Source organism: Gemmiger sp. An194 (assembly GCF_002160145.1).
GTDB lineage: Bacteria > Bacillota > Clostridia > Oscillospirales > Ruminococcaceae > Allofournierella.
In genome coordinates this window covers 148,041-162,734 of the sequence record NZ_NFKA01000004.1, presented here as the reverse complement: position 1 = coordinate 162,734, position 14,694 = coordinate 148,041, and the positions used below count along the sequence as shown (strand labels likewise).

Here is a 14,694-nt window from a genome sequence, read left to right as displayed (position 1 = left end):
CCGCGAACAGAAAGGATGATCGAATGGATCAGTTTAAACTTGTAGCGCCCTATCAGCCAACAGGCGATCAGCCCCAGGCCATTGAAACACTGGCCCAGGGCATCCTGAACGGCGATAAGGCTCAGACCCTGCTGGGTGTGACCGGCAGCGGAAAGACTTTTACCATGGCCAATGTGATCGCCAAGGTCAACCGGCCCACACTGGTGCTGGCCCACAACAAGACGCTGGCGGCCCAGCTGTGCACCGAGTTCCGGGAATTCTTCCCGGAGAACGCGGTGGAATACTTCGTTTCCTATTACGACTATTACCAGCCGGAGGCCTATATTCCGTCCACCGATACCTATATCGAAAAGGACAGCGCCATCAATGACGAGATCGACCGGCTGCGCCATTCCGCCACGGCGGCCTTGTCCGAGCGGCGGGATGTGATCATCGTGGCCAGTGTGTCCTGCATTTACAGTCTGGGTGACCCCATCGACTACCGGAGCATGGTGATCAGTCTGCGCCCCGGCATGCAGATGGACCGGGACGAGCTGTGCAAGCGGCTGGTGAAGCTGCAATACGAGCGCAACGACATCAACTTTGTGCGCAACAAGTTCCGGGTGCGGGGCGACACGGTGGAGATCAATCTGGCCTACATGAACGACGTGGCCATCCGGGTGGAATTCTTCGGCGACGAGATCGACCGCATCAGCGAGATGAACCCCCTCACCGGCGAGCGGAAGAACGTGGTCAAGCACGTGGCCATCTTCCCGGCCAGCCACTACATCGTTTCTCCGGAAAAGATGCAGGCGGGCCTTGTGAGCATCCGGGAAGAGATGGATCGGCAGGTGAAGAAGTTCACCGAGGAGGGCAAGCTGCTGGAGGCCCAGCGCATTGCCCAGCGCACCAACTATGATATGGAGATGCTGCAGGAAGTGGGCATGTGCAAGGGCATCGAGAACTATTCCGCGGTGCTTTCCGGCCGTGCGCCCGGTTCCACTCCCACCACGCTGCTGGACTACTTCCCCAAAGACTTCCTGCTCTTTGTGGACGAGAGCCACGTGATGCTGCCCCAGCTGCGGGCCATGTACGGCGGCGACTACGCCCGCAAGAAAACTCTGGTGGACTTCGGCTTCCGCCTGCCCTCCGCTTTCGACAACCGCCCCCTGAAATTCGAGGAGGTGGAAAGCAAGCTGAACCAGATCGTGTTCGTGAGCGCAACGCCCGGCGAATACGAACGGGAGCATAGCGTGCGGGTGGCCGAGCAGGTGATCCGCCCCACCGGCCTTTTGGACCCCCAGATCATCGTCAAACCGGTGGAGGGCCAGATCGAGGACCTGCTGGGCGAGATCAACCAGCGCACCGCCCGAAACGAGCGGGTATTGGTGACCACCCTGACCAAAAAGATGGCCGAGGACCTGACCGACTTCCTCACCGAGCACGGGGTCAAGGTCAAGTACATGCACCACGAGGTGGATACCTTCGAGCGGATGGAGCTGATCAAGGATCTGCGCACCGGCACCATCGACGTGATCGTGGGCATCAACCTGCTGCGTGAGGGCCTGGATCTGCCGGAGGTTTCGCTGGTGGCGATTCTGGACGCGGACAAGGAAGGTTTCCTGCGCAGCGAGACCAGTCTGGTGCAGACCATCGGCCGTGCCGCCCGAAATGCGGACGGCATCGTTATCATGTATGCGGATGAGGTCACTCCCAGCATGGAGAAGGCCATCACCGAGACCGAGCGCCGCCGCTCCATCCAGATGGCCTACAACGAGGCCCACGGCATTACCCCGAAGACCATCGTGAAGAGCATCCGCGACAGCATTGAAATCAGCGACCACAAGGAGAACGCAAAGCTTGGCACCCGCCGCATGAGCAAGGCGGAGCGGGAGCAGCTGATCACCCGCCTGACCCGCGAGATGAAGGAGGCGGCCAAGCTGCTGGAATTCGAGCACGCGGCCTTCCTGCGTGACCGCATTGAAAAGCTGCGCCGGGGCGAGAATCCCAGCGACGATGCTAACGAAACAAAGCCGAAAAAGAGGAAAGGAAAGTTCTGAGCATTGAATAACGATAAAATCGTCATCAAGGGTGCCCGCGAGCACAACCTGAAAAATGTAAACCTGACTATCCCGCGGGACAAGCTGATCGTGATGACCGGCCTGTCTGGCAGCGGCAAGTCCAGCCTGGCCTTCGATACCATCTACGCGGACGGCCAGCGCCGTTATATGGAGAGCCTTTCCAGCTACGCCCGCCAGTTCCTGGGCCAGATGGAAAAGCCGGATGTGGACGACATCCAGGGCCTTTCGCCGGCCATCTCCATCGACCAGAAGACCACGAACCGGAACCCCCGGTCCACCGTGGGAACCGTGACCGAAATCTACGATTATCTGCGCCTGTTGTACGCCCGCATCGGCGTGCCCCATTGCCCCATCTGTGGCCGGGTCATCAGCCAGCAGACGGTGGACCAGATGGTGGACGCCATTCTGGCGCTGCCCAAGGGTACCAAGTTCCAGGTGCTGGCTCCGGTGGTGCGGGGCCGCAAGGGCACCCAGCAGAAGGAGCTGGAGGCAGCCCGGCGGGGCGGCTACGCCCGTGTGCGCATCGACGGCAACCTCTATGATCTGGACGAAGAAATCAGTCTAGAAAAGAACAAAAAGCACACCGTGGAGATCGTGGTGGACCGTCTGGTCATCAACGACACCGTGCAGAGCCGTCTGGCAGACTCGCTGGAAACGGCCATCGCTCTCACCGGCGGTCTGGTGACCATCGACGTGAGCGGCGGGGAGGAGATGCAGTTCAGCCAGAGCTATGCCTGCCCGGATCATGGTATCTCTATCGACGAGCTGGAACCCCGCATGTTCAGCTTCAACAATCCCTTCGGCGCCTGCGAACGCTGCACCGGTCTGGGAACCTTCATGCGGGTGGACCCGGAGCTGATCATCCCCAACAAGGACCTGTCCATCCGGGAGGGAGCCATCAAGGCCAGCGGTTGGTACTACGCCGAAGGCTCGATCAGCGAGATGTACTACAAGGGCCTTGGCAAAAAATACGGCTTCACGCTGGACACTCCCATCAGGGAGATGAGCGCCGAGGCGGTGAACGCCATCCTCTACGGCACCGGCGGCGAACGCATCGAGATGCACCGGGAAAACGAGTTCGGTTCTGGCCGTTACCTGAACGAATTCGAGGGCATTGTGAACAATCTGGAACGCCGCTTCCGGGAGACCAGCAGTGAGTGGATGAAGGAAGAGATCGCCACCGTGATGAACGGCGTGGAATGCCCGGACTGCCACGGCAAGCGGCTCAAGCCCTCCAGTCTGGCGGTTACTGTGGGCGGGGTGAACATCAGCGACCTGTGCGAGATGAGCGTGCGTCAGGAGCTGAACTTCATCAACGACATCCAGCTGACCGATCAGGAGCACCGCATCGGCGACGGCATCCTGAAAGAGGTGCGCGAGCGGCTGGGCTTCTTGCAGAGCGTGGGTCTGGATTACCTGACCCTTTCCCGCGGTGCGTCCGGTCTGTCCGGCGGCGAGAGCCAGCGTATCCGGCTGGCCACCCAGATCGGCAGCGCCCTCACCGGCGTGCTCTATGTGCTGGATGAGCCCAGCATCGGCCTGCACCAGCGGGACAACGACAAGCTGATCGCTACCCTCAAGCGTCTGCGGGATCTGGGCAACACGCTGGTGGTGGTGGAGCACGACGAGGACACCATGCGTCAGGCGGACTACATCGTGGACATCGGCCCCGGTGCGGGCGTGCACGGTGGCGAGGTGGTGGCCGAGGGCTCGGTGGAGGATATTTGCAAGGCCCCCCGCAGCATCACCGGCGCGTATCTGTCCGGCCGCAAGCGGATCGAGGTGCCCGCCACCCGCCGTAAGGGCAACGGCAAAAAGCTGCGCATCGTGGGCGCAGCCGAAAATAATCTGAAGAATGTGAATGTGGATATCCCGCTGGGCAAGATGATCTGTGTGACCGGTGTGTCCGGCAGCGGCAAGTCCAGCCTGATCAACGAGATCTTCTATAAGGCGCTGGCCATGGAGCTGAACGGCGCCAAGCGCCGCCCCGGCAAATACAAGGAGATCAAGGGCCTGGAAAATGTGGACAAGGTCATCGGCATCGATCAGGCCCCCATCGGCCGCACGCCCCGTTCCAATCCGGCCACTTATACCGGCGTGTTCACCGACATCCGCAATGTGTTTGCCCAGACGCAGGACGCCAAGATGCGCGGCTACGGCCCCGGCCGGTTCAGCTTCAATGTGAAGGGCGGACGCTGCGAGGCCTGTGAGGGCGACGGCATCGTGCAGATCGAGATGCACTTTTTGCCGGATATCTTCGTGCCCTGTGAAGTGTGTAAGGGCGCCCGCTACAACCGGGAAACTCTTGAGGTAAAATACAAGGACAAGAGCATTGCCGATGTGCTGGACATGACGGTGGAGGAGGCCTGCACCTTCTTTGCCAACATTCCCCGCATCCACCGCAAGCTGCAGACTTTGCTGGACGTGGGCCTTGGCTACATCAAGCTGGGCCAGAGTGCCACCACCCTGTCCGGCGGCGAGGCCCAGCGCGTAAAGCTGGCGCTGGAACTGGCCAAGCGGGAGACCGGCCAGACTGTGTATGTACTGGACGAGCCCAGCACCGGCCTGCATGTGGCGGACGTGCACAAGCTAATCACCGTGCTGGATCGTCTGGTGGACGCGGGCAACACCGTGGTCATCATCGAGCACAATCTGGACATCATCAAGCGGGCGGATCATATCATTGATCTGGGCCCCGAGGGCGGCGACGAGGGCGGCACCATCGTGGCCACCGGCACCCCGGAAGAGGTAGCCAAGGTGCCCGCCTCCTACACCGGCAAATACCTGGGCCCCATCCTGGAGCGGGACCGGGTGACCGAATAAGAAAGCAAAGAGGGATTCCATGGAAACCATCCTGTTGGTGGAAGACGATGCGGCGCTGAGCGAGGGAATTACTCTGGCATTCAGCCAGCAGCCCTATGAATTTGTTCGCTGTGCCTCGCTGGCCGAGGCCCGGCAGGCATTGCAGGTGCGGGCGTTTTCCCTGATCCTTTTGGATCTGGGCCTGCCGGACGGCAGCGGGCTGGAGCTTTGCCGCCAGCTGCGTGACCGGCGGGACCCGGTTCCAGTGCTTTTTCTCACCGCCAACGATACCGAGTACAGCGAGGTGGCGGCGCTGGAAGCGGGTGGCGATGACTATATTACCAAGCCCTTCAGTCTTGCGGTGCTGCGGGCAAGAGTCACTGCCGCCTTGCGCCGCCGCGCACCCGCCGGGCCGGAGCTGGTGGAGATCGGCCCTTTCCGGTTCGACTTTGCCCGGCTCCAGTTTGAAAAGCAGGGTGTTGAGCTGGCACTCAGCCGCACCGAACAGCGCCTGCTGCAGCTGCTGGTGAGAAACCGGGGACAGGTCGTTCCCCGGGACACCTTGCTGGATCAAGTGTGGGATGGCGGTGAATTCGTGGACGAAAACACCCTGTCCGTGGCAGTGCGCCGCCTGCGCGCCAAGCTGGAAGAGGACCCACGTCGCCCCAGCTATATCCAAACGGTCTACGGTGTGGGCTATATCTGGAAGGGTAACGCCAATGAATGATTGGTTTTTTGGTGTCACCCCCGGGCAGTTGGCTCTGCTGCTGGGATTGCTCACGCTGACAGTTGCGGCAGCAGGCATCTGTGTGGCCGTTTATGGCTGGCACACTCGGCGCACCATGCGCCGCCTGGAACAGATGCTGGAGCAGGCCATTGCGGGCAGCTTTGAACAGGGGGACTACAGCGAAGCCCGGCTTTCCCGCCTGGAGGAAAAGCTGAGCCGGTTTCTGCACTCCAGTCAGCTTTCCCGCAAAGCAATCGAGGAGGACCGGGGACGAATCAAGTCCCTGATCGGGGACATCTCCCACCAGACCAAGACCCCGCTGGCGAATATCCTGCTCTATGGACAGCTGCTGGATGAGCAGCCATTGCCCGCAGCCGCCCGCCCCATGCTGGCTCAGGTCAACACCGAGGCCGAAAAACTCCGGTTTCTGATTGAGGCGCTGGTCAAGCTGTCCCGTCTGGAAAGTGGAGTTGTTCAACCTGTGACCGAGGTTCAAGCGCTGGAACCATTGCTGCGGGCGCTGGAACATTCCTTCCGGCCCGTGGCAGAGCAAAAGAGCGTTTCGCTGCGGGTTTTGTCCACGGGTGCCCGGGCCTGCTTTGACTGTAAGTGGACCCAGGAGGCGGTGGGCAACCTGGTGGACAACGCCATCAAGTACACCCCGGCGGGCGGGCATGTATCCGTTGCCTGTGAGCAGTACGCCATGCTCTGCCGTATTACCGTGCAGGACGACGGTCCCGGCATTCCGGAAGCGGAGCAGGCGGCGGTGTTCCGCCGGTTCTACCGGGGCAGCGCTGCGTCAAAAAGCCTGGGTGTCGGAGTAGGACTGGCCCTGGCAAGGCAGATTACCACGCTGCAGGGTGGTTACATCAAGCTGGCATCGGAACCGGGCAAGGGCAGCGAGTTTTCGCTGTATCTGCCCCTGGAAGCGCAAATGTGACAGAACTGTTCGTTTTGCCTCGCTGCCTGTAAGGCTGCGGTAAGCTTTGTTTGGTATAGTCTGTGCTGTAAAGAAAAGTGCGTTCGCGCAATCTTTACTGCACAGACTATTTTTATCGGGAGGTTTTGGAGGTATGAACGTTCTGGAAACAAGAGCGCTGAAAAAATACTACGGCGAGGGCGAGACCCAGGTGCGCGCCCTGGACGGGGTGGACCTTACCGTGGAGGAAGGGGAATTCGTAGCCATCGTGGGCACCAGCGGCAGCGGAAAATCCACCCTGCTGCACATGCTGGGCGGGTTGGATGAACCCACCAGCGGAAAGGTGCTGGTGGAGGGCAAGGACATCTTCCAGCGGAAAAAGGATGCGCTTACCATCTTTCGCCGCCGCAAGATCGGCTTTGTGTTCCAAAGCTATAACCTGGTGCCGGTGCTGAACGTGTATGAGAATATCGTGCTGCCCATAGAACTGGACGGCAACCGGGTGGACCGGGCCTTTGTGAGTCGGATCATCGCCACGCTGGGGCTGGAAAACAAGCTGCAAAGCCTGCCCAGTCAGCTTTCCGGCGGCCAGCAGCAGCGGGTGGCCATTGCCCGTGCTCTGGCCACAAAGCCCGCCATTCTTCTGGCGGATGAGCCCACCGGCAACCTGGATTCCAAGACCAGCCAGGATGTGCTCAGCCTGCTTCGGGTGACCAGCGAGCGATTCGGGCAGACCATTGTGATGATCACCCACAACGAAGAGATTGCCCAGCTGGCGGACCGGATCGTGCGCATTGAGGATGGCCGTATCCGGGAAGGGCGGTGATGGGCTGTGCTGAAGATCGACAACCGCAAGGCCCTGCATCGCCTGGCGGACAAAAGCTTCCGGGCAAACCGGGGCCGCAATCTGATTGCCATTCTGGCAATTATGCTCACCACCATCCTGTTCACCAGTGTGTTTTCCATTGGCGGCAACCTGATTGCTTCCTTTCAATACAGCACCATGCTTCAGTCCGGCGGCAGTGCTCACGGCACCTTCAAGGACCTTACCCAGGAGCAGTTTGACCAGCTCAAACAGGCAGCCCCGGCGGGAGCCATTCTGGACCGGAACATCATCTGTGCCTATGAGGTGGAAAATCCGGAGTTTTTAAAGCGTCATCTGGAGCTGTGGTATCAGCAACCGGATGCCTACGAGCGCCGGTTCTGCCAGCTGACCGGCGGGCGTGTACCTCAGGCGGCGGATGAGATCGCCATGGATGAGCGAAGTCTGGAGCTGCTTGGAATCACTCCCGAGGAAGGGCAGACCATTACGCTGCAGCTCAAGCTGGACTACGACCAGCCGGTGATCGAGCGCCGGTTCACACTGGTGGGCTGGTTCGGCTACAGCGATATCATGAACACGGGCTTCGGTATCGTGAGCGAAGCCTATCTTGCGGAGCATGCCGATGAACTGACCGAGGCAAGCAAACAGACTGGCAGCCAGGTGGGATTGATTCAGTGTGATGTGACCTTTTCTGGCAGCTTCAACATCAGCGGTAAGCTGCGAGCCATGGCCGAAAAGGCGGGCCTTGCCGAAGAGGTGGAATGGAACGAGAACTGGGCTTATGTGGGCGCCGGGATCACTGACTGGGCCAGCATCGGCGCGGTTGCGGGGCTTCTTCTGCTGATCATGCTCACCGGGTATCTGATCATCTACAATATTTTTCAGATCTCCGTCATGCAGGATATCCGCTACTATGGCTTGCTGAAAACCATCGGAACCACCGCAAAGCAGATCCGGCGGATTCTGCGCCGCCAGGCGCTGGTGCTGTGCGGCTTTGGCATCCCTGTGGGGCTGGTGCTGGGCTTTTTGCTGGGCACGGCATTCACACCGCTCATTTTGCAGATGGTCAATACGGTGGACGATGTCAAACTGGCGCTGAACCCGGCGGTTTTTCTGGGGGCTGCGGCCTTTTCGGTGATCACGGTGCTGCTGAGTATGCGTAAGCCCGCCCGGCTTGCCGCAAAGGTTTCCCCGGTGGAGGCTGTCCGGTATACCGAAGGAAACGGCAGAACCGCTAAAAAGACGAAGCGCTCCACCGGCGGCGGGAAACTCTGGCGGATGGCCCTGTCCAATGTGGGGCGCAACAAGCGCCGTGCCGTGCTGGTGGTCCTTTCCATGAGCCTTTCTTTGGTACTCATGAACAGTGTGTTCACGCTGGCGGGCAGCTTCGATATGGACAAATATCTGGCACGCTTCATCAAAACGGACTTTGTGGTGGCCAACGCACGCTATTGGGGAATCGATTCCTTCCGCGCACTGGACGGTGAGGATGCGGTGAGCGATACATTGATTGCCAATGTGCAGGCGCAGGAGGGCTTTGTGCAGGGCGGCGCGATCTGGTGCGACATCTATTCCTGGGCGGAGGAGTACCAATGGCCGGAGGATACCATCTGGGATGAAGTGGGGAACCCCTGCCGGAATGACGGGAGAAACCGGCCCCAGGCGGTGGATGAGAAAAAGAATCCCCTTACCGTAATCTATGGAGCGGATGATTTCATTCTGAACAATCTGCAGGTGATGGAAGGGGAGCACGACCCGGAAACGATCCGGCAGAAGCTTTCCACCGGTGAATACATCCTTTTTGCGGGCCAGGTGAACGACGAGGGCGAGCTGGAACCGGACCAGCGCCACAAAGCGGGCGATGTGGTTACCCTGTACGATGCAGACGGCGCCCGGCGCACTTTCACTGTCCTGTCGGTGATCAATCCCGCCTATTACTGTGAGACGGCGCAGGCCAGCTTTTCCGAATTCGTCTATTACACCACGGCGGATGTGTATGCGGGAATGTGCAACACCGCCAACAAGATGAACTACGCCTTCGAGGTGGAGCCGGAGTCGGTGGAGGCCATGGAGCAATACCTGAACCTCTACACCAATCAGATCGACCCGCTGATGGACTACCGCTCCCGGGACGGCTATATCCAGGAATACACCGGGATGCAATTTCTGTTCGTGGCGGTGGGCGGCTCACTTTCGCTGGTGATCGGGCTGATCGGTGTGCTGAACTTTGTCAACTCCATCCTGACGGGTATCATCACACGCCGCCGGGAATTTGCCGTGATGGAGGCCATCGGCATGACCAGGCGGCAGCTTCAGACGATGGTGGCACTGGAGGGCAGCTGCTATGCGCTGTTCACCGTCCTGTGCAGTCTGGGTGTAGGGGTCGGCGTTTCGCTGCTGTGCGTGAAGCCGCTGGTGGATGGCCTGTTCTTTACCAGCTACCGGTTTGTGGTCTGGCCGCTTCTGGCGGCGGTTCCTGTGCTGGCGGGACTGGGGCTGCTGGTTCCGCGGCTGGCGCTGCACTTCGGAGCCGGGCAGCCAGTGGTGGAGCGGATGCGGCAGGCGGAATAACCGGAAGAATACGATAGAAAACAGGCCCTGGCCGCTGAAAAATACTTTTCGGCGGCCGGGGCTTTTGCGTGCCTGCAATTTTACTGCCGGAGGCACGGATATCCGACGCAAAGGGCTTGTGAAACGGGCAAAAGTATTGTATACTAAAACGGTGTATTGAAACCAAGCTATTTTCAGAAGGAGCTCAAATTTTGGAGATCATTCATTTTGAACATAACAAACAGGCGGCGGAGCTGGTGGCCAAATGGTACGACAGCCCCCCGCTGGCCTATGTGCATTCCTTCGGCTGCCAGCAGAACGTGAATGACGGCGAGAAGATCAAGGGCGTTCTGGCAGACATCGGCTACGGTATGTGCGACTCGGTGGAGGAGGCGGACCTGATCCTCTTCAACACCTGCGCGGTTCGGGAGCATGCGGAGCAGCGGGTCTTTGGCAACGTGGGCGCGCTCAAGCGGTTGAAAAAGGACAAGCCCGGCCTGATCATCGGCCTGTGCGGCTGCATGGCCCAGCAGCAGAGCATCGTGGACAAGATCCGCGAAAGCTATCCCTTTGTGGATATCGTGTTCGGTGTGAACGGCATCGACACCCTGCCGCAGCTGCTGTGCGAGAAGATCGCCGGCAACAAAAAGCGCATCCTGCTCACGCCCACCGAGCGGGCCGAGGTGGTGGAGGAAACCCCCATCCGCCGGGATTCCAACTTCCGGGCCTGGCTGCCCATCATGTACGGCTGCGACAACTTCTGCACCTATTGCATCGTGCCCTATGTGCGCGGGCGGGAGCGCAGCCGCCGCAGCGCGGACATTCTGGCCGAGTTCAAGGAGCTGGTAGACGCAGGCTACAAGGAAATCACTCTGCTGGGTCAGAACGTGAACTCCTATGGCAAGGGTCTGGATGAGCAGATCGACTTCTCCGATCTTTTGAACCTGCTGTGCACCGTGCCCGGCGATTATCACATCCGCTTCATGACCAGCCATCCCAAGGATGCCAGCCGCAAGCTGATCGACACCATCGCCGCCCAGGACAAGATCTGCAACCATCTGCATCTGCCGGTGCAGAGCGGCAGTGACCGGATTCTGGCCCAGATGAACCGCCACTACACCGTGGCCCAGTACCTGGAGCTGATGGACTATGCCAAGGAGAAGATCCCCGGAATCACCTTCTCCAGCGATATCATCGTGGGCTTCCCCGGCGAGACCGAGGAGGATTTTGAGGGTACGCTGGAGCTGATCCGCAAGGTGGGCTACATGCAGCTGTTCACCTTCATCTATTCCAAGCGCAGCGGCACCAAGGCCGCCACCATGCCGGACCCCATTACCCGCAAGGAGAAGACCGACCGCATGGCCCGGCTGCTCAGCGTGCAGGACGAGATCGCCCGCAAGCTGGTGGCAGACATGACCGGCCAGACCCAGCGGGTGCTGGTGGAAGGCCCCGGGCGGGACGAAGGCACCCTTTCCGGCCGTCTGACCAACAACCTGGTAGTGGAGTTTGCCGCCGAGCCCACTCTGGTGGGCAGCTATGCCATGGTGCACCTGACCGGTTCCCGCGGCACGGTGCTCAAAGGCGAGCTTGTGTGAAAAAACTGCGCCAGCCGCTGTTTTTTGTAATTTTGTGGTATAATATTTTTATTATAAAATTGTTCCAATCAAAGGAGAATTATCATGGACGTTATCGACCTGTTTAAGAAAGCCGCCGCTGCCCTGCAGACCGACGCTCGTTACCTGGCGCTGGATGCTGCCCGCAAAGCCAACGATGCGGACGAGAACCTGCAGAACATGATCGGCGAGTTCAACCTGGCCCGCCTGGATCTGAACAACGAGATCGCCAAGGACGAGCGCGACGAGGCAAAGGTAGCTGAGCTGAACGCCAAGGTCAACCAGCTGTACACCGACATTATGAACAGCGAGAGCATGGTTGCTTACAACGAGGCCAAGGCTGAGGCTGAAGCCCTGATCGGTTACATCGACGCCATCATCAATACCGCGATGAACGGCGGCGATCCCATGACCGTACAGGAGCCACAGGCCGGCTGCAGCGGCAGCTGCTCTTCCTGCTCCGGCTGCCACTAAAAGGCATTTGCCATAAAAGCGTTCGTGCGGCCCGGAGGGTGCTGAGTTCCAGTGCTCTTTGGGCCGCACTCTTTCCCGTTTGAAAAAATGCAGAGGTGATAACCGTTGGCACAGCTTTCGCCCATGATGGCGCAATACTTCGAAATTAAAAAGAAGCATAAGGACGAGATCGTCTTCTTCCGGTTGGGCGATTTTTACGAGATGTTCTACGACGACGCGATTCTGGCGTCCAAGGAACTGGAGCTTACCCTCACCGGCCGCGACTGCGGGCAGGAGGAGCGGGCCCCCATGTGCGGCGTGCCCTTCCACAGCTACGAAAACTATGTGGCGAAGCTGATCGCAAAGGGCTATAAGGTCGCCATCTGCGAGCAGATGGAAGACCCTGCCGCTGCCAAGGGCCTGGTCAAGCGGGATATCATCCGAGTGATCACTCCGGGCACCGTGATCGAGAGCAGCATGCTGCAGGACGACAAAAACAACTACATCGGCAGTGTATACTTAAAGAACGGGAGCATCGGCGTCTGCTTTGCCGACGTTTCCACCGGCAGCGCCCACACCACCGAGCTGGCAGGGGAGAAGCTCTCCACCCAGCTGATCGCGGAGCTGTGCCGCTACAATCCCAGTGAGCTGCTGTTCAACACGGCCCTTTTGGATTTCAAGGATGTGACTGCCTACATCAAGCAGCACATGACCTGTTCGGTGGAGCTGATGGAGGACGAGTGCTACGCCCCGGATGAGGTGGAGCGGCTGCTGACCGAGCAGTTTGGCGCGGACTGGTCCAAGGCCACCGGCCTTTCCCGGGACGGCAATGCCCACGCGGCGCTGAGCGCACTGCTGGGCTATCTGCATCGCACCCAGAAAAAGGGCGTGGAGCGGCTCAAGCTGGTGCACAGCTACGCCGAGGCCCAGTACATGCAGCTTTCCCCGGTGACCCGCGCCAATCTGGAGCTGACCGAGACCATGCGCGGCCGGGAAAAGCGGGGCACCCTGCTCTGGGTGCTGGACAAGACCCAGACTGCCATGGGCAAGCGCCTTCTGCGCAGCTGGCTGGAGCAGCCTTTGGTCAGCTCGGCGGCCATCAACCGCCGGCTCAACTGTGTGCAGGCCCTTTACAGCGAGAACATCCAGCGGGCCGAGCTGAGCGAGGCGCTGTCCCACGTGTTCGACATGGAGCGGCTGATGACCCGCACGGTTTACGGCTCCGCCACCCCCAAGGAGATCTACGCATTGGCCAGCACCTGCACCCAGCTGCCCCTGATCCGGGAGCTGGCCGCCGGCTGCGGCTGCCCGGAGCTGGAGGATCTGGCCCAGCGCATTGATCCCCTGGAGGATATCCGGGACCGGATTTTTGCCGCACTGGATGAGGAGACCCCCGCCACCCTGAAGGACGGCGGTGTCATCAAGCAGGGCTACAACGCTGAGGTGGACGAGCTGCGCGACATCGTGCACGGGGGTAAGGGCTATCTGTCCCAGCTGGAAGCACGCATGAAGGAGGAGACCGGTATCCGTACCCTGAAAGTTGGCTACAACCGGGTGTTCGGCTACTATCTGGAGGTCAGCAAGTCCTTCACCGATCAGGTGCCGGAGAACTTTATCCGCAAGCAGACCTTGGCCAATGCGGAGCGCTACATCACCGAGGAGCTCAAGCAGCTGGAGGGCAAGATCCTGGGGGCAAGCGAGCGGCTGCTGGCACTGGAGCGGCAGCTGTTCGAGGACCTGCTGCAGGACCTCTCCGCCCAGATTTTGCGGGTGCAGAACACCGCCTCCGCCCTGGCTCAGCTGGACGTGTTCACGGCGCTTGCCCAGGTTGCGGTAAACAACAACTATGTGCGCCCGGTGGTGGACGACGGCGACGAGCTGATTATCACCGAAGGCCGCCATCCGGTCATCGAGCAGATGCTCAAAGGTAGCCTGTTCGTGCCCAACAACACCCTGCTGGACTGCGGGGAAAACAACATGCTCATCATCACCGGCCCCAACATGGCCGGTAAATCCACCTACATGCGCCAGAATGCGCTCATCACCCTGATGGCGCAGATCGGCAGTTTTGTCCCGGCGCAGGAATGCCGGGTGGGCGTGGTGGATGCTATCTTCACCCGCGTGGGCGCGTCGGACGATCTGGCCGCCGGCCAGTCTACCTTCATGGTGGAGATGACCGAGGTGGCCGAGATCCTGCAATACGCCACCAAGCGCAGTCTGGTCATTCTGGATGAGATCGGCCGCGGTACCTCCACCTTCGACGGAATGAGCATTGCACGGGCAGTGGTGGAGCACATCGCCGGGCAGATTGGCTGCAAGACCCTGTTTGCCACCCACTACCATGAGCTGACCGAGCTGGAAAGCGCCATGGACTGCGTGAAGAACTACAACATCGCAGTGAAAAAGCGGGGGGACGACATCACCTTCCTGCGGCGGATCGTGCGCGGCCCGGCCGACGACAGCTACGGCATTCAGGTGGCGAAGCTGGCCGGTCTGCCGGACAGTGTGACCAAGCGGGCCAAAGAAGTGCTGCGTGCACTGGAGGCATCCGCGCCCAAGAAGCAGCAGGTGGAGCAGCTGGACTTCGGCGTGGTGGAGGAGATGAGCAGCCCGGCGCTGCCCAGCGAGATTCTGGACAAGCTGCGGGATACCGATCTGAACACGCTGACCGGTATCGAGGGGCTGCAATTCCTGTGTGAAATCAAAAACGCGCTGCAATAAGGCGGCGTTTTCAGGGAGGTGACCCG

9 protein-coding genes are annotated in these 14,694 nt (G+C 60.1%); all 9 read left to right on the top strand.

Annotated elements, in window-relative coordinates:
• Window positions 1-23: 23 nt before the first annotated feature.
• Window positions 24-2,039: an excinuclease ABC subunit UvrB gene (gene uvrB / locus B5F28_RS04030; protein ID WP_087293624.1), complete on the top strand. Its 2,016-nt coding sequence runs from the start codon at window positions 24-26 to the stop codon at window positions 2,037-2,039.
• A 3-nt stretch (window positions 2,040-2,042) separates the two neighbouring features.
• Entirely contained in the window at window positions 2,043-4,883 is a 2,841-nt protein-coding gene (gene uvrA / locus B5F28_RS04025; RefSeq protein WP_087293622.1) for an excinuclease ABC subunit UvrA, read from the top strand.
• 19 nt (window positions 4,884-4,902) lie between these two features.
• Complete coding sequence (locus B5F28_RS04020; protein WP_087293620.1) at window positions 4,903-5,589, top strand: response regulator transcription factor; 687 nt, start codon at window positions 4,903-4,905, stop codon at window positions 5,587-5,589.
• A complete protein-coding gene (locus tag B5F28_RS04015; RefSeq protein WP_087293618.1) occupies window positions 5,582-6,529 on the top strand; it encodes a sensor histidine kinase in 948 nt (315 codons plus the stop codon). The genes B5F28_RS04020 and B5F28_RS04015 overlap by 8 nt, the downstream gene beginning before the upstream one ends.
• Window positions 6,530-6,662: 133 nt before the next feature.
• The gene (locus B5F28_RS04010) at window positions 6,663-7,334 is read left to right on the top strand and encodes an ABC transporter ATP-binding protein (RefSeq protein ID WP_087293616.1); all 672 of its coding nucleotides are present in this window, start codon (window positions 6,663-6,665) and stop codon (window positions 7,332-7,334) included.
• 6 nt (window positions 7,335-7,340) lie between these two features.
• Complete coding sequence (locus B5F28_RS04005; RefSeq protein WP_087293614.1) at window positions 7,341-9,902, top strand: ABC transporter permease; 2,562 nt, start codon at window positions 7,341-7,343, stop codon at window positions 9,900-9,902.
• Window positions 9,903-10,093: 191 nt separating this feature from the next.
• Window positions 10,094-11,476 carry a tRNA (N6-isopentenyl adenosine(37)-C2)-methylthiotransferase MiaB gene (gene miaB / locus B5F28_RS04000; protein ID WP_087293612.1) on the top strand — a complete coding sequence of 461 codons (1,383 nt, stop codon included), beginning with the start codon at window positions 10,094-10,096 and terminating at the stop codon, window positions 11,474-11,476.
• An 84-nt stretch (window positions 11,477-11,560) separates the two neighbouring features.
• Entirely contained in the window at window positions 11,561-11,968 is a 408-nt protein-coding gene (locus B5F28_RS03995) for a YlbF/YmcA family competence regulator (RefSeq protein ID WP_087293610.1), read from the top strand.
• A 105-nt stretch (window positions 11,969-12,073) separates the two neighbouring features.
• Window positions 12,074-14,668, top strand: a complete 2,595-nt coding sequence (gene mutS / locus B5F28_RS03990) for a DNA mismatch repair protein MutS (RefSeq protein ID WP_087293608.1) — start codon at window positions 12,074-12,076, stop codon at window positions 14,666-14,668.
• The last annotated feature ends 26 nt before the right edge of the window (window positions 14,669-14,694 follow it).

Excerpts from the sequence above, each read along its gene's own strand:
- uvrB (WP_087293624.1), top strand. The coding sequence starts at position 24 with ATGGATCAGTTTAAACTTGTAGCGCCCTATCAGCCAACAGGCGATCAG.
- B5F28_RS04020 (WP_087293620.1), top strand. The coding sequence starts at position 4,903 with ATGGAAACCATCCTGTTGGTGGAAGACGATGCGGCGCTGAGCGAGGGA.
- B5F28_RS04015 (WP_087293618.1), top strand. The coding sequence starts at position 5,582 with ATGAATGATTGGTTTTTTGGTGTCACCCCCGGGCAGTTGGCTCTGCTG.
- B5F28_RS04010 (WP_087293616.1), top strand. The coding sequence starts at position 6,663 with ATGAACGTTCTGGAAACAAGAGCGCTGAAAAAATACTACGGCGAGGGC.
- B5F28_RS03995 (WP_087293610.1), top strand. The coding sequence starts at position 11,561 with ATGGACGTTATCGACCTGTTTAAGAAAGCCGCCGCTGCCCTGCAGACC.